Annotated in this window: 24 protein-coding genes; 16 read left to right on the plus strand and 8 right to left on the minus strand. The window is 71.6% G+C overall.

What is annotated here, in order from left to right; genetic code table 11:
* Positions 1 to 270: 270 nt before the first annotated feature.
* Positions 271 to 1,194, minus strand: coding sequence for a mycothiol synthase (gene mshD, locus IE267_RS31315; protein ID WP_189765500.1), 924 nt, complete (start codon positions 1,192 to 1,194; stop codon positions 271 to 273).
* 228 nt (positions 1,195 to 1,422) lie between these two features.
* Between mshD and IE267_RS31320 the strand changes: the two genes are divergently transcribed.
* On the plus strand, positions 1,423 to 3,246 hold the full coding sequence (locus tag IE267_RS31320; protein ID WP_189765501.1) for a bifunctional metallophosphatase/5'-nucleotidase: 1,824 nt from the start codon (positions 1,423 to 1,425) through the stop codon (positions 3,244 to 3,246).
* 369 nt (positions 3,247 to 3,615) lie between these two features.
* Here the strand turns inward: IE267_RS31320 and IE267_RS31325 are convergent, their stop codons facing one another.
* The 5 genes from IE267_RS31325 to IE267_RS31345 form a co-directional block, all read right to left on the minus strand.
* The gene (locus tag IE267_RS31325) at positions 3,616 to 4,995 is read right to left on the minus strand and encodes a sensor histidine kinase (RefSeq protein ID WP_189765621.1); all 1,380 of its coding nucleotides are present in this window, start codon (positions 4,993 to 4,995) and stop codon (positions 3,616 to 3,618) included.
* A 26-nt stretch (positions 4,996 to 5,021) separates the two neighbouring features.
* Complete coding sequence (locus tag IE267_RS31330) at positions 5,022 to 5,753, minus strand: response regulator transcription factor (protein ID WP_161244393.1); 732 nt, start codon at positions 5,751 to 5,753, stop codon at positions 5,022 to 5,024.
* A gap of 136 nt (positions 5,754 to 5,889) precedes the next feature.
* The gene (locus IE267_RS31335; protein WP_189765502.1) at positions 5,890 to 7,047 is read right to left on the minus strand and encodes a S1C family serine protease; all 1,158 of its coding nucleotides are present in this window, start codon (positions 7,045 to 7,047) and stop codon (positions 5,890 to 5,892) included.
* A gap of 121 nt (positions 7,048 to 7,168) precedes the next feature.
* Positions 7,169 to 8,191: a LacI family DNA-binding transcriptional regulator gene (locus IE267_RS31340; RefSeq protein ID WP_167158168.1), complete on the minus strand. Its 1,023-nt coding sequence runs from the start codon at positions 8,189 to 8,191 to the stop codon at positions 7,169 to 7,171.
* An 81-nt stretch (positions 8,192 to 8,272) separates the two neighbouring features.
* Positions 8,273 to 9,040, minus strand: a complete 768-nt coding sequence (locus tag IE267_RS31345) for a response regulator transcription factor (protein WP_161244395.1) — start codon at positions 9,038 to 9,040, stop codon at positions 8,273 to 8,275.
* A gap of 326 nt (positions 9,041 to 9,366) precedes the next feature.
* Between IE267_RS31345 and IE267_RS31350 the strand changes: the two genes are divergently transcribed.
* The 8 genes from IE267_RS31350 (at position 9,367) to IE267_RS31380 (ending at position 15,349) form a co-directional block, all read left to right on the plus strand.
* Positions 9,367 to 10,185, plus strand: coding sequence for an alpha/beta hydrolase (locus tag IE267_RS31350; RefSeq protein WP_189765503.1), 819 nt, complete (start codon positions 9,367 to 9,369; stop codon positions 10,183 to 10,185).
* Between the two features lie 6 nt (positions 10,186 to 10,191).
* Entirely contained in the window at positions 10,192 to 10,473 is a 282-nt protein-coding gene (locus IE267_RS31355; protein ID WP_328315117.1) for a MoaD/ThiS family protein, read from the plus strand.
* Positions 10,474 to 10,483: 10 nt separating this feature from the next.
* The gene (locus IE267_RS31360; protein WP_229861517.1) at positions 10,484 to 11,797 is read left to right on the plus strand and encodes a hypothetical protein; all 1,314 of its coding nucleotides are present in this window, start codon (positions 10,484 to 10,486) and stop codon (positions 11,795 to 11,797) included.
* A 117-nt stretch (positions 11,798 to 11,914) separates the two neighbouring features.
* A complete protein-coding gene (locus IE267_RS31365) occupies positions 11,915 to 12,664 on the plus strand; it encodes an LmeA family phospholipid-binding protein (RefSeq protein ID WP_189765505.1) in 750 nt (249 codons plus the stop codon).
* An 849-nt stretch (positions 12,665 to 13,513) separates the two neighbouring features.
* On the plus strand, positions 13,514 to 13,594 hold the full coding sequence (locus IE267_RS40500; RefSeq protein WP_350751515.1) for an Ms5788A family Cys-rich leader peptide: 81 nt from the start codon (positions 13,514 to 13,516) through the stop codon (positions 13,592 to 13,594).
* A 161-nt stretch (positions 13,595 to 13,755) separates the two neighbouring features.
* Complete coding sequence (locus tag IE267_RS31370; protein ID WP_167158162.1) at positions 13,756 to 14,601, plus strand: sulfurtransferase; 846 nt, start codon at positions 13,756 to 13,758, stop codon at positions 14,599 to 14,601.
* 59 nt (positions 14,602 to 14,660) lie between these two features.
* Positions 14,661 to 14,948, plus strand: a complete 288-nt coding sequence (locus IE267_RS31375) for a DUF1416 domain-containing protein (RefSeq protein ID WP_030362227.1) — start codon at positions 14,661 to 14,663, stop codon at positions 14,946 to 14,948.
* Between the two features lie 59 nt (positions 14,949 to 15,007).
* Positions 15,008 to 15,349, plus strand: coding sequence for a DUF3099 domain-containing protein (locus IE267_RS31380; RefSeq protein WP_167158160.1), 342 nt, complete (start codon positions 15,008 to 15,010; stop codon positions 15,347 to 15,349).
* A gap of 50 nt (positions 15,350 to 15,399) precedes the next feature.
* Here the strand turns inward: IE267_RS31380 and IE267_RS31385 are convergent, their stop codons facing one another.
* Positions 15,400 to 15,765, minus strand: a complete 366-nt coding sequence (locus IE267_RS31385; protein ID WP_100577811.1) for a DsrE family protein — start codon at positions 15,763 to 15,765, stop codon at positions 15,400 to 15,402.
* A gap of 143 nt (positions 15,766 to 15,908) precedes the next feature.
* On the opposite strand from IE267_RS31385, the gene IE267_RS31390 reads away from it, so the two are divergent.
* The 6 genes from IE267_RS31390 to ygfZ all read left to right on the plus strand — a co-directional run bounded on the left by IE267_RS31390 (position 15,909) and on the right by ygfZ (position 20,764).
* A complete protein-coding gene (locus IE267_RS31390; protein ID WP_189765506.1) occupies positions 15,909 to 16,694 on the plus strand; it encodes a hypothetical protein in 786 nt (261 codons plus the stop codon).
* Complete coding sequence (locus IE267_RS31395) at positions 16,691 to 17,575, plus strand: hypothetical protein (protein ID WP_189765507.1); 885 nt, start codon at positions 16,691 to 16,693, stop codon at positions 17,573 to 17,575. Before IE267_RS31390 ends, IE267_RS31395 begins: the two co-directional genes overlap by 4 nt.
* Positions 17,572 to 18,456, plus strand: coding sequence for a hypothetical protein (locus IE267_RS31400; protein ID WP_229861519.1), 885 nt, complete (start codon positions 17,572 to 17,574; stop codon positions 18,454 to 18,456). The genes IE267_RS31395 and IE267_RS31400 overlap by 4 nt, the downstream gene beginning before the upstream one ends.
* A gap of 254 nt (positions 18,457 to 18,710) precedes the next feature.
* Positions 18,711 to 19,283 carry a heme-binding beta-barrel domain-containing protein gene (locus IE267_RS31405; protein ID WP_100577809.1) on the plus strand — a complete coding sequence of 191 codons (573 nt, stop codon included), beginning with the start codon at positions 18,711 to 18,713 and terminating at the stop codon, positions 19,281 to 19,283.
* A gap of 67 nt (positions 19,284 to 19,350) precedes the next feature.
* The gene (locus tag IE267_RS31410; protein ID WP_161250111.1) at positions 19,351 to 19,788 is read left to right on the plus strand and encodes a Fur family transcriptional regulator; all 438 of its coding nucleotides are present in this window, start codon (positions 19,351 to 19,353) and stop codon (positions 19,786 to 19,788) included.
* 10 nt (positions 19,789 to 19,798) lie between these two features.
* Positions 19,799 to 20,764, plus strand: a complete 966-nt coding sequence (ygfZ, locus tag IE267_RS31415; protein ID WP_161250109.1) for a CAF17-like 4Fe-4S cluster assembly/insertion protein YgfZ — start codon at positions 19,799 to 19,801, stop codon at positions 20,762 to 20,764.
* 87 nt (positions 20,765 to 20,851) lie between these two features.
* On the opposite strand, the gene dtd is transcribed toward ygfZ, so the two are convergent.
* Positions 20,852 to 21,277, minus strand: a complete 426-nt coding sequence (gene dtd / locus IE267_RS31420) for a D-aminoacyl-tRNA deacylase (protein ID WP_167158158.1) — start codon at positions 21,275 to 21,277, stop codon at positions 20,852 to 20,854.
* A gap of 166 nt (positions 21,278 to 21,443) precedes the next feature.
* Here dtd and IE267_RS31425 point away from each other — a divergent pair, with 166 nt between their 5' ends.
* Positions 21,444 to 22,037, plus strand: coding sequence for an RsiG family protein (locus IE267_RS31425; RefSeq protein WP_167158156.1), 594 nt, complete (start codon positions 21,444 to 21,446; stop codon positions 22,035 to 22,037).
* Positions 22,038 to 22,077: the final 40 nt, after the last annotated feature.

Below are 22,077 nucleotides of genomic sequence, written 5' to 3' on the forward strand. Positions count from 1 at the left end.
CCGTTCCGGGGGGTGGGCGCCGGCGGCTTCATTACGCGAGCGTCGCAAGCGTGTCTGAATGGCTGGTTACGAGGACATGACGTGCGGGCAAGCGAACCCGGGCCCCGGGGCGTCGGAGCGGGGGCCGCGCGCCGTCCCGGGAGCGGCCGGGAGCGGCCGGGAGCGGCCGGGACCCAGGATGCGGCGCCGGGGCCGCATCGGGCAAGGCCGCCGACGGCCCGCGCCCGGGGCCGGACGCGGGGCCGGCCGCTCAGGCCGCCGGCTTGCGGCTCAGGACTCCGCGCGGTACATCAGGTCCACCTCGTGGGTGGTGAAGCCGAGGCGCTCGTAGACGGTGACGGCCGCCGTGTTGTCGGCGTCGACGTACAGCATCGCGGTCGGCAGGCCCTCGGCCGCGAGGTGGCGCAGACCGGTCGCGGTCAGGGCCTTGCCGAGACCGCCGCCCTGGGCGTCCGGCCGGATTCCGACGACGTACACCTCGCCGAGCCGCTCCTCGGCGTGCACCTTCGTCCAGTGGAAGCCGACGAGTTCGCCGTCCCTCTCCGCGAGGAAGAAGCCCTTGGGGTCGAACCACGGCTCGGCCTTGCGGTCGTCGAGGTCGCGCTGGGTGAGCGAGCCCTGCTCGGGGTGGTGTGCGAAGGCCGCCGCGTTCACGGCGAGCCAGGCCGCGTCGTCCTCGCCCGGGGTGAAGGTGCGCACGGTGACGCCCTCGGGCCAGGTCGGCTCGTTGATGCCGAGCGGGCTCAACGGCCGCCGCAGCTGGCGCAGTTCGCGGAACAGGGTGAGGCCCAGGACCTGCGCGAGGTGGCGGGCCGCCGAGTGGCCGCCGTGCGCCCACACCCGCAGCCGCTTGCCGGTCGCCCCGAGCAGCGCGCTGCCCAGCGCCCGGCCGTGCCCGTGCCCGCGGTACCCGGGATGCACGACGAGCTCGGCGGCGGGCGCCTCGATGGGGTCGGTGTCCTCCAGCTGGGCGTACCCGACGAGCACGTCGTCCACGGTCAGCAGAAAATGCCGCACGCCCGCGCGTCCGCCGCCGCGCAACCGGAGCCGCCCCTGCTCGGAAACCGCCTGCTGCCCGTCGGTACGGGCGGCTTCGGCGAGCAGGTCGAGCACGGCCTGCGCCTGGACGGGACTGAGCTCGTCGAGCGTCTGGATGTCGCGGGAGGACGGCGAGGGGGCGGCTTCGTCTGTCATGGATACGAGGGTACGGCGGGGGGTGCGGTGGGCGGGGGCGGGTGAACGTCCCGGATCGCGGACCGAGGTCGTTCCCGGGCGCACAGGGTCAACGGGCCGAGGACCGTGCGGGGCGTACGGGGGCAACGGCAACCAGCTCGTAACCCGCCACCCCCTGTTGCGCTACGCGCGTTGACCCTAGGCTGCGCCGGGACTTCACCGGAAACTCACAGGGGACTCAAAGAACACATGCCAGCGAAACCCCACATGAAGCGTGCCGCCACACGAATGTGGGCGGGGGCCGCCGGACTCGCCACCGTCGGAGCGCTCGTCGCCGCGATGCCCGCGGACGCGCACGAGCGCGGCCACGGACACCACCCGAAGCCGGACCGCACCGTCGACGTCCAACTCCTCTCCTTCAACGACCTGCACGGCAACCTGGAGCCCCCGGCCGGTTCGGCCGGCGCGGTGACGGAGCGTCAGGCGGACGGGACCACCAAGTCCGTGCCGGCCGGTGGCATGGAGTACCTCGCCACCTCGCTGCGCACCGCCCGCAAGGGCCACCCGTACTCGATCACCGCGGCCGGCGGAGACATGATCGGGGCGAGCCCGCTGCTGTCCGGGCTCTTCCACGACGAGCCGACCATCGAGGCGCTCAACAAGCTGAAGCTGGACGTCACGGCCGTCGGTAACCACGAGTTCGACGAGGGTGCCACCGAGCTCGCGCGCATGCAGAACGGCGGCTGCCACCCCACCGAGGGCTGCTACGAGAAGGGCAAGAAGTTCCGCGGCGCGGACTTCCCCTACCTCGCGGCCAACGTGACGAACGAGAAGACCGGCAGGCCGATCCTCAAGCCGTACACGGTGTGGGAGAAGAACGGCGTCAAGATCGGCTTCATCGGCGTGACGCTGGAGGGCACCCCGAACGTCGTGACCGCGTCCGGCGTCAAGGGCCTCAAGTTCGCCGACGAGATCGAGACGATCAACAAGTACGCCAAGGAACTCGACCGCCAGGGCGTCAAGTCGATCGTCGCGCTGATCCACGAGGGCGGCATGCCGTCGAGCAACGCCTACAACGACAGCTGTGACAGCCAGGGTCCCGGCAGCGGGATCTCCGGCCCGATCGTCGACATAGCCAAGGGCATCACGCCCAAGGTGGACGCGCTGGTCACCGGTCACACCCATCAGGCGTACGTCTGCACCATCCCGGACCCGGCGGGCAACCCGCGCCTGGTGACCTCGGCGGCCTCGTTCGGCAAGCTGTACACGGACACGACGCTGACGTACGACCGCCGCACCAAGGACATCGTGCGCACCGCGGTGAAGTCGCCCAAGTCCCCGAAGTCGGCGAACCACATCGTCAGCAGGGACCAGGCGAAGGCGCCCGACATGACCCAACTGATAGCCCGCTGGGGCAAGTTGGCGGCGCCCGTCGCCAACCGGCCGCAGGGCTACATCTCGGCGGACATCAACGGGCGCGGCTCCGACGCTCCCGAGAAGCCGCTCGGCGACCTGATCGCGGACGCGCAGCTCGCCGGGCTCTCCGCTCCCGACAAGGGCGGCGCACAGCTCGCCCTCATGAACCCCGGCGGCATCCGCTCCGACCTCGTGTACAAGGCGAGCGGGAGTGAGGGGGACGGGGTGGTGACGTACGGCGAGGCGTTCACGGTCCAGCCGTTCACCAACATGATGAACGTGGTCGACCTGACCGGGGCGCAGCTCCTCGCGGCGCTCCAGCAGCAGGTCAGCGGCCCGAACGCGGCGGACCTGAAGATCCTCCAGGTCTCCAAGGGGCTGACCTACACGCTGGACCTGACGAAGTCGGGCGCGGCGCGGGTGGTCGTCGACACGGTGAGGCTGAACGGGGCCGCGATCGACCCCGCGAAGACGTACCGGGTGGCCATGAACGAGTTCCTGGCGGGCGGGGGTGACGGGTTCCCGGCGCTGGTCGGCACGAACAAGTTGGTCGGGGCGTCGGACCTGGACGTCTTCGACGCGTACCTCGCGGCGAACTCTTCGGCCTCGGCGCCGATGGTTCCGCCGGTCTCCGGGCGCATCACGGTGCTGAAGTAGCCCGTCCGGGCGGGTAGTCGGGGCGGCGGGCCTGAGCGGCCCGCCGCCCCCCTTTTTTTTGCCCCGCCCCGCCCCTTCCCGCAACCCTCCGGGGGTGGAGTGGGGTGCCCCCGACCCCGTTTTCGTCCTCGGGCCGTGGGTGGCTGGTCGCGCAGTTCCTCGCGCCCCTGAAGGATTCGGTGCTGGCCAGCGCAGGCACCTTCAGCCCGTCCGGCGAATTGAGGACGAGCGCCGTTCAGGCGCGAACGGGGGTGCAGGGGGCGGAGCCCCCGCAGGGGTCTGGGGCGCAGCCCCAGGGACCCGGAGCCAACCAACCCCGGGCCACGGGCGGGCGGGTGGGCAAATCCCCCCGGGCCGGGGCCGGGCGCGTCAGGGGGTTTCCGGAGGGGGCGTCGGGGCGCCGGGCAGGGTGAGCCGGGCCAGGGTGCCGCCGCCTTCGGCGGGGGCCAGGGACACCTCACCCCCCGCGTGCCGGACCGTACGGGCCACGATCGAGAGCCCGAGCCCCGACCCGGGCAGGGCCCGCGCCGACGGAGACCGCCAGAAGCGCTCGAAGACGTGCGGCAGGTCCTCCGCCGGAATGCCGGGCCCCTGGTCGCGGACCGTCAGGACCCCCCGGTCCAGGGCCACCGTGACCGCCCCGTGCGGCGGGCTGAACTTCACCGCGTTGTCCAGGACGTTCACCACCGCCCGCTGCAGCGCCGCCGGCTCGGCCCGTACGTACCAGGGCGCGAGCTCCGCCGTGATCGTGAGCTCGGGCCCCCGCAGCCGCGCCCGGTCGAGCGCGATCCGCGTGATGTCGTGCAGGCCGACCACTTCGAGCGGACCCTCACGGACCGCGTCCGGGCGCGAAAGTTCCTGCAAGTCCCCGATGAGGGAGGCGAGTTCGGACATCTGCGCGGTCACGGACGCCATCAGCGCCTTGCGGTCGGCGGGCGGAATGGCCCGCCCGGTCTCCTCGCTGCGGGCGAGCAGCTCGATGTTCGTACGCAGCGAGGTGAGCGGCGTACGCAGCTCGTGCCCCGCGTCGGCGATGAGCTGTGCCTGCCGGTCCCGTGAGGAGGCGAGCGCGGCGGTCATCGCGTTGAAGGACCGCGAGAGGCGGGCGATCTCGTCCTCGCCCTCGACGGGGATGCGGACCGTCAGGTCCTCGGTGCGGGCCACGTGCTCGACGGCCCCGGTCAGCTTGTCCACGGGCCGAAGCCCGGTCCGCGCGACCCAGAGGCCGGCCGCCCCGGCCGCGATCACGCCGATGCCGGCCAGACCCGTCAGCAGCAGCGCGAGCCGGTTGAGGGCGGAGTCGATCTCGGTCAGCGGGCGGGACAGCGAGACGGTGACCCACCTGCCGCCGAACTCCTGGTACTGGGTGTGCACCCGTACCTCCATGCCGCCCTCGGTGATGCTGTTGTGCAGGGACTCGGCCTTGAGGTTGCGGCCGGCGGCGATCGCGACGTCCTGCGGCATGACCTGCACGGGCGGGGAGTCGGGGGCCACGCAGCGGGTGCCGTCCGGCAGCACCACCTGGATGTAGGCGAAGGGCTTCTGCCCCGGCGGCATGCTGCCCTGCGAGGTGCAGGACTGGAGCGCGCCCTGGACCAGGCTGCCCGGCGCGCTGGTGTTGCGCAACGTGGTGTCGAGCTCGGCGCGCAACTGGGCCCGGGTCAGCAGCCAGCAGGCCACCGCTACCGCCGCCACCGCCACCGCGACAGCCGTCGCGACCAGCATCGCGAGGCGGGAGCGGAGCGGCATCGCGCGGTAGCGGCGCAGTACACGGTTCACTCCGCGCCGCCGGGCCGGAGCGCGTACCCCACGCCCCGGACCGTGTGCACGAGCCGCGGTTCGCCGCCCGCCTCGGTCTTGCGGCGCAGGTACATCACGTACACGTCGAGGGAGTTGGACGAGGGCTCGAAGTCGAAGCCCCACACCGCCTTGAGGATCTGCTCGCGGGTGAGCACCTGGCGGGGGTGGGCCAGGAACATCTCCAGGAGCGTGAACTCGGTGCGGGTCAGCTCCACCACCCGGCTGCCGCGGGTGACCTCGCGCGTGGACAGGTCCATCCGCAGGTCCGCGAAGCTGAGGACGTTCCCGGCGTCCTGCCCGGCCGCGCCCGTGTCCACCGCGTAGGAGCTGCGGCGCAGCAACGCCCTGATGCGGGCGAAGAGTTCGTCCAGCTCGAACGGTTTGACCAGGTAGTCGTCGGCGCCCGCGTCGAGCCCGGTGACCCGGTCGCCCACCGTGTCGCGCGCGGTCAGCATGAGGATCGGGGTGGTCGAGCCGGCCGCGCGCAGCCGGCGGGCGGCGGTGAGCCCGTCCATCCTCGGCATCTGGATGTCGAGGACGATCAGCTCGGGCTGGTAGGCCTCCGCCTTCGCGAGGGCGTCGAGGCCGTCCACGGCGACCTCGGTGCCGTATCCCTCGAAGGCGAGACTGCGCTGCAGCGCCTCGCGGACGGCGGGTTCGTCGTCGACGATCAGGATGCGCTGCGGTTCGTCCTCGGCGGGGCTCATGAGCGGGTTTCCTTCTGGTGCGTCGTGGCGGCTCGGGACCTTCAGCCTCGCATGCGGACGGTGTGGCGCGGGGCGGCTCGCTGCCCCGGGAGGGTCAGTTGCCGCCCCGCGCTGTTCGGTGGGCGCCGGGGGCGCCTCAGTAGCTGCCGCCGAAGCCGCCGGAGCTGTCGCTGCCCTGGCTGTTGTCGCTGCCGCCGGTGTCGGCGCCGCCGCTGCCGCCGCTGCGCAGGCTGGCGAGGTCGGACTTGACGGTGTTGATCGGGATGGCGAAGCCGAGCCCGACACTGCCGGCCGACGAGCCGCTCGCGCTGCTCGAACTCGGCGAGTACATCGCCGAGTTGATGCCGATGATGTTGCCGTTCATGTCGATGAGTGCGCCACCGGAGTTGCCCGGGTTGAGCGAGGCGTCGGTCTGGAGCGCCTTGTACGTGGTCTTCGACGAGCCGGTGTCGCCGTTGAACTGCTGCCCGCCGAACTCGAACGGCCAGCCGCCCTGACCGCGCCCCTGGCCCTGTCCTTGTCCCTGGCCCTGCCCCTGGTTGCCCTGCTCCTTGGCGACGGTGACATCGCGGTCGAGGGCGGAGACGATGCCGCTGGTGACGGTGCCGGTGAGGCCCTCGGGGGAGCCGATGGCGACGACCTGGTCGCCGACCGCGATCTTGCTGGAGTCGCCGAGGGAGGCGGGCTTGAGCCCGCTCGCCCCGTCCAGCTTGATCAGCGCGAGGTCCTTGTCGGGGTCGGTGCCGACGACCTTCGCGGTGTACGTCTTGCCGTTGCTCAGCTTCACCTTGACGGAGGTCGAGCCCGAGATGACGTGGTTGTTGGTGATGATCTCGCCGTTGGCGGTCACGATCACGCCGGCCCCGGTCGACTCGCCCGAGCCGGACGTCGCGTTGATCTCGACGATGCTCGGCATGACGGCCTTGGCGACGCCGGAGACGGTGCCGTTGGTGCTGTTGGAGGCGTTGGTGCCGCTGACTCCGGAGCTGACGGTGGCGTTGTCGTTGCCGACGTAGTGCTCGACGAAGCTGGCGGTGCCGCCGCCTATCGCCGCCGCGATGATGGCGACGGCCGCGATGAGCCCCACCGAACGCTTGGCCCGCCGCGGCTTCGGGGCCTCCGGCTCGGCGGTGGCGAAGTGCGCGGTGGCCGGGTACTGGGGCGGCGGCGGGTATGCGGCCGCGTGGGCCTCTGCCTCTCGCCGGGCGTCGTCCTTGGCTCGCTGCCAGGACTCGTAAGAGTGGTTCGGCTGCTGCTCGGGGTACTCGCCGCTGTGGCGGGGGCTCTCGGTCATGTCTATGACCTTCGCCACGGATGATGAGAGCAGTCTGAGGACGGGGTAAGAAGCCCGGCAGAACCGCGTTTGCCCGAAATAAAGACGCCTCGCGGCGTCCGGCAACGGCTCGTCGGGCGGGCTAGCCGCAGCCGCAGGAACGGCGCACGACGAGCCGCGAGGGGAACTGTTTGAGGCGTTCGCGGCGCGAGCCCGCGACCCGCAGCCCGTCGTCCAGGACCAGGTCCACCGCGGCCCGCGCCATCGCGGGCCGGTCGGAGGCGATCGTGGTCAGCGGCGGGTCGGTCAGGGCCGCTTCCTTGACGTCGTCGAAGCCGGCCACGGCCAGCTCGCCCGGCACGTCGATGCGCAGCTCGCGGGCGGCCCGCAGCACCCCGATCGCCTGGTCGTCGGTCGAGCAGAAGATGGCGGGCGGCCGCTCGGGCCCGGCGAGGATCTCCAGGGCCACCTTGTAGGCGTCGTAACGGTTGTACGGGGCCTGGAAGAGACGGCCTTCGAGCGAGCGGCCGGACTCCAGCATGGCCCGGCGCCAGCCCTCGACGTGGTCGGCCACCGGGTCGCCGACGGCCGGGGTCGACTCGACCCCGCCGAGGCAGGCAACGTACTCGTGGCCGTGTTCGAGCAGGTGACGGGTGGCGAGCTGGGCGCCGCCGATGTCGTCGGTCACCACCGCCACGTCGTCGATCGCCTCGGGCCGCTCGTGCAGCAGCACCACCCGGGCGTCCCAGGCGTCGATCTCGGCCGCGGCGCGCTCGCTCGGACCCTGGCTGACCAGGATCAGACCGGCGACCCGCATGCCGAGGAAGGCCCGCAGATAGTGGACCTCGCGGTCGTCGACGTAGTCGGAGTTGCCGACCAGGACCATTTTTCCGCGCTCGGATGCGGCCTGTTCGACGGCGTGCGCCATCTCGGCGAAGAACGGCTGGCGCGCGTCCGGGACGATCATTCCTATGAGGTCGGTACGCCGCGACGCCATGGCCTGGGCGACCCGGTCCGGCCGGTACCCCAGCTCCTTGATCGCGGCGAGGACACGCTCGCGCGTGGCCGGGGCGACCGGCCGGGGTCCGTTGTTGATGACATAGCTGACGACGGCGGTCGAAGTACCCGCAAGTCGTGCCACGTCGTCCCGCGTCACCTTGGCCACGCGCGGCAGTCTACGCGGGGTGACCCCCCTCTGGGCAGGGCATATCGCAGGTCGTACCCCAGGTGTGATCTACCGTTCGGGTTACGGCTTCGAGGAGCGCGCCGCCGCTTCCTTCGTCTCGGCGGTGGCCGCGTCGACCACCGCCTTCGCCTTGGCGTCCTCGGCGGAGCGCTCGGGCTTCTCCGGGGTCACGAAGCGGTAGCCGACATTGCGTACGGTGCCGATCAGCGACTCGTGCTCGGGGCCGAGCTTGGCCCGCAGCCGCCGTACGTGGACGTCGACCGTGCGGGTGCCGCCGAAGTAGTCGTAGCCCCAGACCTCCTGGAGCAGCTGGGCGCGCGTGAAGACCCGGCCCGGGTGCTGGGCGAGGTACTTGAGCAGCTCGAACTCCTTGAAGGTCAGGTCCAGGACCCGCCCCTTCAGCTTCGCGCTGTACGTGGCCTCGTCGACCGAGAGGTCGCCGTTGCGGATCTCCATGGGGGAGTCGTCCGAGACGGCCTGCGCGCGTCCGGTCGCGAGCCGCAGGCGCGCCTCCACCTCGGCGGGGCCCGCGGTGTCGAGCAGGACGTCGTCGATGCCCCAGTCGGCGGTGACGGCGGCCAGGCCGCCCTCGGTGACGACCAGCACCAGCGGACAGCCGGGTCCGGTGGAGCGCAGCAGCTGGCACAGCGACCGCACGTGCGGCAGGTCGCGGCGGCCGTCGATCAGGATGACGTCGGCACCGGGGGTGTCGACGAGGGCCGGGCCCTCGGCGGGGGCGACCCGCACGCTGTGCAGGAGCAGGCCGAGAGCGGGAAGCACCTCCGTCGACGGCTGGAGGGCGTTGGTGAGGAGCAGCAAGGAGCTCATCGGGCTCCACCTGCCCGGGTAGTCCGCTTCGTATCGTGCACGGTTGGCTCGCCCATGACGTCTTTTCCTCCTGCTCGCCGGGAGCTCGGGGGCGTTGCGGCACTGCTTCGTACGTACTGCGTTCGGTGCTGTGCTGTGCTTTTGTGCTGCGTTCGCTTCTCTGTGTTCCGCACGCTCTGGATCTTTCGATCCTCGATCTCCTGGCCCGCACGCACGACCCGAGACGTTTGTGAGCGTTTGTTCACCCGTCCGTAACAACGACCGGGAAACACAAAAGGACCCGGGGGCTTCGGTGCCCGGATCCTCTGCCGAGCAGAATAGCCCACATGAATGCCGAGGCAGATGATCGATTTCACACTTCCGCTGTTTCCTCGATCACTCCCGGCCTCCGGCGCGCCACTTTGCGTACGACAGACGGTGTCCGGATCGAGGCGGTTCACACCCCCTGTGCGCAGGGTCACGCCGAGAGCGCGATCGTGGTCGCGCACGGCTTCACGGGCTCGGCCGACCGGCCCGCCGTGCGGCGGGCCGCGGGGGTGTTCGCGCAGTACGCGGGCGTGATCACCTTCTCGTTCCGCGGGCACGGGAAGTCCGGCGGCCGCTCGACCGTCGGCGACCGCGAGGTGCTCGACCTGGCGGCGGCCGTCGAGTGGGCCAGATCACTCGGATACGAACGGGTGGTGACCGTCGGCTTCTCGATGGGCGGATCGGTGGTGCTGCGGCACGCGGCGACCCACCGGGGGAGCACGGCGGGGCGCACGGAAGCAGTGGCGGCGGTCAGCGCACCTGCCCGCTGGTACTACCGGGGCACGGCCCCCATGCGGCGCGTGCACTGGCTGATCACCCGGCGCGCGGGCCGTCTGGTCGGCCGCCTCGGCTTCGCCACCCGTATCCATTCCGAGGACTGGGACCCGGTGCCGCTCTCGCCCGTCGAGGCGGTCCCGCTGATCGCGCCGACCCCGCTGCTCATCGTGCACGGCGACCGCGATCCGTACTTCCCGGTGGACCACCCGCGCATGCTGGCGGCGGCCGGACCTGCGCGGTTGTGGCTCGAAGCGGGCATGGGGCACGCCGAGAACGCGGCCGGTGACGAGCTGCTCGGACGGATCGCGGACTGGCTCATCGCGGCGCGGCCCGCCGCGTAGCCCATCATGGAGGGCGACGAAAGGAGCCTGACCATGGCAGCGGGAACCATCCGCTTCTGGGCCGCGGCCAAGTCCGCCGCCGGTGTGGCCGAGGAGCCGTACGCGGCCCGGACGCTGGCCGAAGCCCTCGACGCGGTGCGCGAACGGCACCCCGGAGAGCTCACGCGCGTACTCCAGCGGTGTTCCTTCCTGGTCGACGGCGACCCCGTCGGGAAGCGGAAGCATGAGACCGTACGCCTTGCCGAGGGCGGCACGGTCGAGGTGCTCCCGCCGTTCGCAGGAGGGTGACCCCCACGTCATGAGCGAGCAGTACCCGTATCAGCAGCAGCCACAGGGCCGGCCCCAACACGACCAGCCCCAGTACGACCAGCCGCAGTACGACCAGTACGGGCAGCCCCTTCATCCGCAGCCCCAGCCGTCGTTCCCGCACGAGCCGTACCAGGACCACCAGCAGTACACGCAGACGTGGGAGGGGCAGACCTGGGACACCCAGTACCAGCCCACGATCCCGCCCCTGCAGCAGCAGCCGGTGCAGCAGCAGCCGGTGGAGCCCGAGCCGCGCCGGGGCCGTCACGCGCAGCCCGCGCAGCCCGAGCCGTCGTGGGAGGGGCATCCGGTCGACCCGGTGTACGCGCCGCCGCGCCACGCGGGTGCCGAGGAGACGGCTTACCTGCCGCCGCAGCACGGCGCGGGAACGGCCTCCGTGCCGCTGCCGCCCGAGATGCCGATGGCCTCCGCACCCGCTCCGGCGCCGGTGTACGAGCCCGCGGCCACGCCGGCGCCGTCCGCCGCTCCGGCCGCCGCGGCCGGTTCGGGCCCGGCCTACAGCCCGCCCACCACGGTCGGCAACGCGCGGATCACCGACGCCCAGCGGGCCCGCGCGGAGGGCCGCTCACCGGTCATCGCGCCCGGAATGCAGCCCGCGGCCCTCACCGCGGTCCTCGGCCTGCTCCTGGCGGTCGCCGCGCCCGTCGGCCCCTACGCCCTGGTGATCCCGCTCGTCGCCCTCCAGGCCGTCAACGCGGCGGGCTGGTTCCGGCTCAACGGGATGTGGCCGGCCCGGCAGGGCATCGCGCTCGCCTTCGCGGGCGCGCTCGTCGCCGACGTGGCCCTGCTCGCGCTCGGCCGTGAGCACGCGCCCGCCGCGATCCTCGGCACGCTCGGCGTCTGGGTGCTGCTCACCCTCGTCCTCCAGCTCCGCTCGCACGCCGACCCCGACGAGCGCATGTACGGGCTGATGGCGACCGTCACCTCGGCGGCCCTCGCGGTCCTGGCGGGCAGCTTCCTCGCGGCGCCGCCGCACGCGGTGTCGGTCGGCGCGGCCGCGGTGGCCGTCGCCGTTCTGGCCCGCGCCCTGCCGCTGCCGTCGGTCGTCTCCGTGGCGGTCGCGCTGCTCGCGGCGGCGGGCTCCGGCATCGCGGTGGGCGGCCTGACCGGCATCGGCGCGTCCGGCGCCCTGCTCGGCCTGGCGGCCGGTGCCTGCGCGCTGATCGGGCTGCGGGTCGCCTCGTACGACTACCCGTCCCGGTTCGTCCACATGACGGCGGGCGTGGCCCTGCCGCTCACCGCGGCCGTGCCTGTGCTGTATCTCATCGGGCGGGCCGTGGCGTAGGGAACCGCGGTTAGTGTCGTGATCGTCGTTCAGAGGCGTCGGCTTTTCCGCTTCTGACGTTTCTGATCAAAGGGTCGATGGCCGAGTGGCGGCCGACTGGTGGGGGACACGTAGGCAATGCGCGCACTGCGAATACTTCTGATCATCGCGATCGTCCTCGGCGGCATCTTCGTCGCCGTCGACCGCATCGCGGTGAACGTCGCCGAGTCGAAGACGGCCGACAAGATCAAGAGCAGCCAGCGGCTCGGCTCGACGCCCGATGTCGACATCAAGGGCTTCCCCTTCCTGACGCAGGTGCTCGGCAAGGAGCTCGACGAGGTCGACGTCTCGCTGTCCGGGGTCACCGCGACGGCCGGGGGCCACTCGGTCAACGTCACCGAGGTGACGGCCGAGCTGCACGCGGTGAAGATCGACAGCTCCTTCTCGTCGGCGGTGGCGGGCCGGGCCGACGGGGCGGCGAACATCTCGTACGCGGACCTCTCCAAGGCCGCGCCCAAGGGTGCGACGGTCGGCTATGCGGGGCCGGAGCGGGCGGCCAAGGGCCAGGTCAAGGTGTCCGGCCCCCTCACGGACCTCATCGAGGGCCAGGGCGTCGCGCTGCCGGCGCCGGTCAAGGCGCTGCTGCAGGGCCGTACGGTTTCGGCCTACAGCACGGTCAGTCTGAACGGGGCGGGGGCGGTGCAGCTTCGGGCGGAGTCCCTGCCGAAGTTGCCCGTGCCGGGGTTCGACACGCGGTTGCGCAAGGCGGTCGACTACGACCTGAAGATCGACGGCATGCCGTCGAGCATCAAGCTGAACAAGGTCACGGCTTCGGAGTCGGGTCTCCGCTTCTCGGGCGAGGGCACGGAGGTCCGCCTCGCGGGCTGACCTTCCCGACCCAGGCGGCTCCCCGGCCGGGGTACGACCGACGGGGTGCACCGCGGCTCCGCCCCAGCCCCGCTTCCCCTGCGGCTCCGCCCCAGCCCCCGCTTCCCCCGCGGCTCCGCCACGTGCCCGAGGCTCCGGGGGAGGTCACCGCCTTCGGCCCGTGCGGGCCGTGGGTGGCTGATCGCGCAGTTCCCCGCGCCCCTTCACCCCGTTTTCGTCCGCGGACCGTGCCCGCTTCCCGCGCAGTTCCCCGCGCCCCCAACCCCGTTCATGGCTGCGGGCCGTGGCCGCTTCTCGCGCAGTTCCCCGCGCCCCCAAAAAACCTGACGTCGGCCTCGCACCGTGGGTGGCTGGTCGCGCAGTTCCCCGCGCCCCTGAAGGATTCGGTGCTGGTCAGCGCAGGCACCTTCAGCCTGTCCGGCGTTTGAGGACGAGCGCCGTTCAGGCGCGAACGGGGGTGCAGGGGGCGGAGCCCCTTGCGGGGGTTCGAGGGGCGCAGCCCCTCAGGGGGTCTGGGGCGCAGCCCCAGGGACCTGGACCCAACCAACCCCGAGCACCGGGCGGGCGGGTGGGCAAACCCCCGGGGTCTGGGGCTCAGCCCCAGGGCTCAGCCGGTCCAACCCGCCGCACGGGCGGGCGGGCAAACCCCCCGGGCCGGGGCAAACCCCCAGGAGGGGGCCGCATTCTGAGACGGGGGTGTCCGTAGGGCAGGAGGGGGGCCGGGGGCGGAGCCCCGGGAGGGGGCGGAGGGGGCTTCGAAAGGGCCCGCGTATCAGTATGCGGATGATCGAGTCTCAGCATGCGACACACCGGTGACACGCCCCCGTCCCCCTCCCTACGATCGGACGCATGAAGCGACAGGCGGACCTCACGAAGCGGCGGGCAGTAGACCTGTGCCGCGTCGCCGCCATGCTCTGTCGCCCCTTCTGAGCGGGACGCTCGTACTCCCGCATTCCCCGGGCTTCTTGGCCGTACTCAGGCCACCCAGGCCCACCCCTCGTGCCGCCGTACGCGCGCCGCAGCCGCGCGAAGCCGAGGCCGCGTACCCGCACTCCGCACCGCCCCCGCAGACTGCCCCGGAGGAGAAGAACATGAGCCGCAGTGACGTCCTGGTAGACGCCGACTGGGTCGAGGCCCACATCGAGGACCCGAAGGTCGCCATCGTCGAGGTCGACGAGGACACTTCGGCCTACGAGAAGAACCACATCAAGAACGCGATCCGGATCGACTGGACGAAGGACCTCCAGGACCCGGTCCGCCGCGACTTCATCGACCAGGAGGGCTTCGAGAAGCTCCTCTCCGCCAAGGGCATCGCGAACGACACCACCGTCGTCCTGTACGGCGGCAACAACAACTGGTTCGCCTCGTACGCCTTCTGGTACTTCAAGCTCTACGGCCACCAGGACGTGAAGCTCCTCGACGGCGGCCGCAAGAAGTGGGAGCTCGACTCCCGCGACCTCGTGGACGGCGACGAGGTGCCCAGCCGCCCGGCCACCCAGTACAAGGCCAAGCCCCAGGACGCCTCGATCCGCGCCTTCCGCGACGACGTCGTGAACGCGATCGGCTCCAAGAACCTCGTCGACGTGCGCTCGCCCGACGAGTTCTCCGGCAAGCTGCTCGCCCCGGCCCACCTCCCGCAGGAGCAGTCGCAGCGCCCGGGCCACGTCCCGTCCGCCCGCAACATCCCGTGGTCGAAGAACGCCAACGACGACGGCACCTTCAAGTCGGACGACGAGCTCAAGGCCCTCTACGAGGACGAGCAGGTCGACCTCGCGAAGGACACCATCGCGTACTGCCGCATCGGTGAGCGCTCGGCCCTGACGTGGTTCGTGCTGCACGAGCTGCTCGGCCAGACGAACGTCAAGAACTACGACGGTTCGTGGACCGAGTACGGCTCCCTCGTCGGCGTGCCGATCGAGCTCGGCGCCAACAAGTAGTCCGCCCAGCCCGCGCAGCCCCCAGCCCCCAGACCAGCAGAGACCGTAAGGAAGAACCCATGTGTGGAGCGAAGGCCGGCGGCCCCGACGCCTCGACGATCAAGCCCGGTGAGACCACGATCCAGGGCCAGGTGACCCGCGACGGCGAGCCCGTCACCGGTTACGTGCGCCTGCTCGACTCGACGGGCGAGTTCACCGCCGAGGTGCCCACCTCGGCCACCGGACAGTTCCGCTTCTACGCGGCCGAGGGCACGTGGACCGTGCGCGCCCTGGTGCCGGGCGGCAGCGCGGACCGTACGGTCGTCGCCCAGACCGGTGGCCTCGCCGAGGTCGCCATCGCCGTCTGACCGACGGCAGCACGCAGTACCGGCCGGAGGGCCGCACCCCGGGGGTTGGACGCCTTGGAATGGGGTGCGGCCCTCCGTGCCGTTCGGCCGGCCGGCCTCTTCCCGTATCCGGCTCGGCTCCCCGGTCGTACGCTGGAAGCATGTTGGCCCGGCGTCGGCGCGGCTATTTCTGGATGATGGGCGGCTGCATCCTGCTTTTCGTGTCCGCCTGGGGCTTCGTGCGCCTGTGGTCGATTCCGGTGGCGGTCGGGATGTGCGTCGTCGCCATGGTGATCCCACCGATCGCAGCGATGGTCGCCAATCGGCGCGGCCCCGACGACCGGTGGTGGGACGACCCCTCGGGCGACCCCAAGTCCGACGAGTGGTGGGACGAGCTGGACGGCAAGAAGCGCCGCCCGTAGTCCGTGGTCCCTAGTCCGCAGTCCCGCCGTCCGTCACCCCGCGCGCGACCTCAGTAGACGAGCGCCTGCACGCCGTCCGCCATGATCTCCTGCACGAAGACCTGCGCCCCCGCGATCCGTACGCCCTCCAGGACGTCCTGCTCCGTGATCTCCCGCCGGGTCGCGCACTGCGTGCACAGCGTGATCCGGCCGCCCGCCTGCACCGACGCGATGAGGTCCGGCAGCGGCGCGGCATGGGGGAGCGTGAACTCGGCGGCCCGGCCCGGCAGGGCGAACCAGGACGATTCGCCGGTCAGCCAGAGCGAGACCTCGACCCCGCTGGCCACGGCCACCGCCGCCACGGTGAAGGCCTGCGAGCACCGCTCGGGCGCGTCGGCGCCGGCGGTCACCTTGATCACGAGCTTCTTGTTCGGCATATGCGGAACTGTAATCCGCCAGGTCACAACCTCCCCCGGTGGCTGTGAGTCCTCTGTGTGCCGCGGCCGGCGCAGTCCACGGCACACACCGTTCCAAGCCGCGTCAAAAGGTGGCTGGACTTCTCAATTCCCAGGGGGAGCAAGTGAGTTCGACCGAAGAGCCACCGGATCTTCCGGACCTTCCAGATTTTCCGGATCCCGCGGGCCCGCGCCGCGCTCAGGGCCGCACCGCCCGGATCGTCGCGGGAGCGGCCGTACTCGGAGTGCTGGCGGGCACCGTCACCGGTTACGTCGTGCAGTACCAGCGACAGCCGACCCCCTTGGCACCGCTCGCCCAGCCGAACCTGGCGGAGTCCAGAACGACACCGGCGGACGAGAACACGACGCCCCGCACCGTCTCGGCCGACCGTTGGGCCGAGAAGCCCGACGGCGACCTGCGCCACCTCCTCCTGCCGAAGCCGCCCGGCGCGAAGGTCGGGGAGGAGCCCGGATACCGCGATCTGGCGACCACCGTGGAGGGCTTCGCGTATCCCGACAAGGTGTTCACGCACTTCTTGCGCGACGGGTTCAGGCGCGAGGTGACGACGTCCTGGACCCAGGGCGGCCATGTGGGAGTCACCGTCTCGCTCACGCAGTTCCGCGACGACGTGGCGCTCAAGTCCAAGGACTACGTCGACGAGCAGCAGGACGCCGTGCGGACGGACGCGTACGCCGGAAGTCCCGGCAAGCCGATCCCCGGCAGCGTCGGCGGCCGCACGTACGTGTACGCCAAGCCGTACAGCGAACCCGGCTATGAGCCCGTGTACCAGGGGCGGGCCTACGCCTGGCGCGACGGCACCGCCATGGAGATCTACTACGAGGACAGCACGGGGCCCGTTTCGGAGTCGGCCCTCCAGGCCCTGGCCGAACGGCAGTTGGAGCGCCTGTGACCACGAACCCCGCGCCCGCGAACCCCGTGCCCACGGACCCCGCGCCCGCGAACCCCGTGCCCACGAACCCCGCGCCCGCGAACCCCGTGCCCACGGACCCCGCGACTGCGAAAGACGTACCCGGCGACTCGGCCACCACGCCCGTCTCCGCCGCGCCCGTGCCGGCCCGTCGGCCGCGCCGCCCGGTGCCGCTCGTGTCGGGAGCCGTCGCTCTCCTGCTCGTTGCCGGAGGCGGGGTATGGGCCTTCGCCGCGCTGGGGGACGCGGACCGCAGCGCCCCCACGGTCCTCGTGGGGACCCCCGGAGCGGCAGCCTCGCGGTCGCCCGGGGCACCGGTCGCCCCCGGGCTCCGCGGCAAGTTGCTGCCGTTGCCGAGGGGCTATCAACTCGGCCCGGACATCGACGAGTTCGGCAACGAAGCGGCCTTCGGGGCCCAGCAGGCGACCGCCCGGATGAAGGAGGGCGACCGCGGGCTTCCGGCCGACCGGCGCGAGAAGTACGACAAGGCGGTGGACGGCCTGAAGATCCAGGGCGCCGCCATGCGCAGCTACACGGACAGCAACTTCGTCACCGAGATGTGGCTGGCCCGGCTGGAGAACACCAAGGCCATCAAGAACCTGACCGATGCCCAGACCGAGGTCATGCGCGCCTCCGGGGGCCTGCGCAAAGGGCCCGTGATCGAGGGCCACGCCAATGCCGTCTGCTTCCTTGAGCCCAAGGACGACACGACGAAACTCGACGTGATGCTGTGCAACGCCTACGAGGGCGATGTCATGGTCACCGCGTACACCTACGCCCCGGTGCCGCTGGACACCGCCGCGGCGGCAGGGCTGCTGCGCAAGCAGCTCGACTTCATCAAGTCCCCCGGGGAGTCCGAGTGAGCGATGTGAGCGATGTGAGCCCCGTGACCGGGCGGACCACGGCCCCCGCGCCGCCGGAGTCCCTCCCACCCTCGCCCCTCGTCATCCCGTCGGCCGGCCCGCCCGCCGGCCCCAAGGAACGCCGTGCGCTACGGGCGGTGCTGCGCTGGACGGCGGCCGCGGCCGTCTTCGGGGTGCTCGGCGGCGGGGTCGCGTACGGGATCACCGCGCAGGACCGCACCGATGTGCCGGGGCTGTCCACCAAGGGCGACGACCGCTGGGACTATCCCGCGCTGGTGAGGCCGGCCCTGCCGGCCGGCGCCCCGCTTCCGTACGCCCCCGACAACCCGGGGGTGATCCACTACGCCGATCTGGACCGGCTCCTGCTGCCCGCCCCGGCCGGTTCCGTCCCCGATCCCACGCTCAACGGGGACCGGAGCCGGGTTTCGGCCGACCGGTTCCTCCAGGAGTTCGGCACCGACTACCGGGTCTCCAGCATGCGCGACGACCTCGCCCACGGCGGGCCGGTGCAGATCGCGGCCCGCGGCTGGACCATGCCGGACGGCACCGCCACCCGCATCTACCTGGTGCGGTTCCACAGCGTCGGCTATCGGAGCGCGTTCACCTCGCTCTACCTCTCCAACGCGGGCGTCGCGCCGCGCGTCCTGAAGGACGTAGAGAGGGAGTCCGTGGTGGACGAGGGCTACGACAGCGGGCGCCGGGTCCCGTACGTACAGCACGACGTGTATGTGGAGTCGGCGCCGACCGGGCCCGTCCAGGTCCGGCACGCCTACCTGACGGCCGGTGACATCGCCGCCATGGTCGTGCAGTCGAGGAAGGGCTCCGCCGCCGCGGTCCCCTTCCGCCAGACGACCGTCCTCCAGGAGCAGCTCCTGGGCTGATCCGCCCGTACGCGGCGGGCGCGCCACCGGCGGCGTACCTCACAGAGAGGGCCGGCCCCCCACCCATTAGGCTGGGGGCCGGCCCTGACCGCCCCTACACCCGCTCATGCGAGGAGCCCCCCGTGCTTGAGGCTGTTTTCTCCACCCTCCTTGTCCTGGTCTGCGTCGGCGTCCTCGCCTTCGCCGGTCTGACCGTGAAGAAGCTGTACCAGGGTCAGCGCTAACCCCGACCGCAACGAAGAGATCGCAGCCTCATGATCGAGATTCCGTCCGACCTCCACCCCGACCTGGTTCCCCTGGTCTTCCTCCTCGGTACGTGGGAGGGCGCCGGCGTGACCGACTTCCCGGGCGCCGAGAAGGCGAACTTCGGGCAGTCCGTGACCTTCTCCCACGACGGCCGCGACTTCCTGGAGTACGTCTCGCACTCCTGGATCCTGGACGCCGAGGGCAACAAGGTGAAGCCCCTGGAGTCCGAGTCGGGCTACTGGCGCATCGACAAGGACCGCAAGGTCGAGGTCGTCATGGTCCGTGACCAGGGCATCGTCGAGATCTGGTACGGCGAGCTCGCCCACCAGAAGCCGCAGATCGACCTGGTCACCGACGCCGTCGCCCGCACCGCGGCCTCCGGCCCGTACACGGGTGGCAAGCGCCTGTACGGCTACGTCAAGAGCGATCTGATGTGGGTCGGCGAGAAGGCGACCCCCGAGGTCGAGCTCCGCCCCTACATGTCGGCGCACCTGAAGAAGGTCGTCACCCCGGAAGAGGTCGCGGACATGGCCCGTGGCCTCGGCGACCTCCCGGATGACGGCATCGCCTTCTTCAAGTAGGCCCGCCGCCGGAAGTCGGGGGTTCTTCGCCCCTGGGAGTCGCCGCGTTCCCTCCTACACTGGGAGCGTGGTGACCACCGACTGGCAGAGCGACCTCCGCAGGCGCGGGTACCGCCTGACCCCCCAGCGACAGCTCGTCCTGGAGGCGGTCGACGTGCTCGAACACGCGACGCCCGACGACATCCTCACCGAGGTGCGGAAGACGGCGGGCGGCGTGAACATCTCCACCGTCTACCGGACCCTGGAGCTCCTGGAGGAGCTGGGTCTGGTCTCGCACGCCCATCTGGGCCACGGCGCCCCCACGTACCACCTGGCCGACCGGCACCACCACATCCACCTGGTGTGCCGGGACTGCACCACGGTGATCGAGGCGGACGTGTCCGAGGCCGCGGACTTCACCGCGAAGCTCCGGGACACCTTCGGCTTCGAGACGGACATGAAGCATTTCGCCATCTTCGGGCGCTGCGCGGACTGTGCAAAGAAGGCTTCAAGCGCCGGGTCGTAGGCTTGCCCGTATGAAGAGCCCCTTGCTGTCCAAGCCCGGCGCCGTCCCCGCCGAAGGGCGCGACGAAGGAGTCGCCGCGCACTACGGCGACCTGTTCCGCGAGCAGCGCGCGCTCGCCGGCGGCACCGGCCTCGTGGACCTTTCGCACCGCGGGGTCGTCACCGTCACCGGCGACGACCGGCTGAGCTGGCTGCACCTGCTGCTGACCCAGCACGTCAGCGAGCTGCCCGTCGGGCGGGCCACCGAGGCGCTGGTGCTGTCCGCCCACGGACACGTCGAGCACGCCCTCTACCTCGTCGACGACGGCACCACGGTGTGGATCCACGTCGAGCCGGACACCCAGGGCGAGCTGATCGCGTACCTGGAGTCGATGAAGTTCTTCTACCGGGTCGAAGTGGCCGACCGCACCGAGGAGTTCGCGGTCGTGCACCTGCCGGCCGGGTCCATCGCCGAGGTCCCGGACGGGGTGGTCGTGCGCGAGACGGCGTACGGCCGTGATCTGTTCCTGCCGCGCGCCGACCTGGAGAAGTACGCGGACCTCGCGGGTCCGCTCGTCGGGATTCTGGCGTACGAGGCGCTCCGGGTCGAGGCGCACCGGCCCCGGCTCGGCTTCGAGACCGACCACCGGACGATCCCGCACGAGGTGGGCTGGATCGGCCCGGCCGTGCACCTCCAGAAGGGCTGCTACCGGGGTCAGGAGACGGTGGCCCGCGTCCACAACCTGGGTAAGCCCCCGCGTCGCCTGGTCTTTCTGCATCTGGACGGCAGCGAGGTGCTGCTTCCCGGTCCCGGCACCCCGGTGCGGCTCGCGGCCGACGGAGCCGAGGGCCGCCAGCTCGGTTTCATCACCACCTCGGCCCGCCACCACGAGCTGGGCCCGATCGCCCTGGCCCTGGTGAAGCGGAACGTCCCGGTGGACGCGGAGCTGCTCGCGGGGAACACGGCGGCGGCCCAGGAGGTCGTGGTCGAGCCGTAGGCGGTGGCCGGTGGCCGGTGGCCGGTGGCCGGTAGGCGGTAGGCGTTGGGCCGGGACCGGGGCGCGGGCTCGGGTTCGCGTGGGGTCTCAGACCTCGATCTGGAGCGTGAACGGGCCGTGGTTGGTGAGGGACACCCGCATGTCCGCGCCGAACCGGCCCGTCTCCACCCGGGCGCCCAGCGCCCGCAGCCGGTCCACCACCTCGTCGACCAGGGGCTCGGCGACCTCGCCGGGGGCGGCCGCGTTCCACGTGGGGCGGCGACCCTTGCGTGCGTCCCCGTAGAGGGTGAACTGCGAAATCACCAGCAAGGGCGCATTCACGTCCGAGCAGGACTTCTCGTCCTCAAGGATGCGAACCGACCACAACTTGCGGGCGAGCTGCGCCGCCTTGTCCGTATTGTCCCCGTGGGTGACCCCGACCAGGACACAGAGGCCCTCGCCCTCGATCTCGCCGACCGTCTCGCCGTCCACGACGACCTTCGCGCCGTCGACTCTCTGCACCACCGCTCGCATGCGCCCCAACCTATGCCACCGGCGCGTCCGAATTCCGAGCGGCTGAACGGGTGCAGTGCACCTGCACGTGCCGTACCCGGAGTGGCACGATGCGTACAGGCGGTGCTTCCCCTGGGTCCCCTGGGCCGGGGGAGACCCCATGCACCGGTCGAGGGGACGAAAGAGCATGAGCACATCAGGCGCCGGGCAGTCGCCCGGTCCCGTATCGCTGACCCGGACCAACCCGCGTACCGCCCTGCGACCGCCCGTGCAGCGGGCCGGCGGCACCCTGCCGCCCCAGCGCGAACACGACCTGGCCGCGCTCAGGCTGGCCGAACTGCGCATCCTGCGCCGTCAGTCGCAGCGCGACGAGGCCGACCTCAGCTATGTACGACGGCTGCTGCACGGCCGGATCGACATCCTGCGGGCCGAGCTGACCCGGCGCACCGGACCGCAGGCGCCGGTGGTGGAGCGGCTCGCCGAGATCCTCACCGACGCGCCGTCCTCGCACCGCGCCTCGGCCCGCCACGTCACGCTCTCCGCGCCGCGCAGCGAGGAGTACCGCCTGCTGGCCGCCGAGATGGACGCCGAGGTCGAGCTGTCCGACCTGGACGCCCGGACGGACGAGGAGCTGCACACCGCCACCGGGCGCCTCATCCGCTACGAGCAGCAGGTCTCGCGGCGCCGCAAGGAGGTCCAGCGGACCGCCGACGATTGCAGTGCGGAGATCGCTCGCAGGTACCGTGATGGGGAAGCACAAGTAGACGATCTGCTCATTTGACCCGCCCGTATCGGAAGCGATCCCTCCGGGGCAGGTCACC

Source organism: Streptomyces xanthochromogenes, from assembly GCF_014650455.1.
GTDB classification, from domain to species: Bacteria; Actinomycetota; Actinomycetes; order Streptomycetales; family Streptomycetaceae; genus Streptomyces; species Streptomyces xanthochromogenes.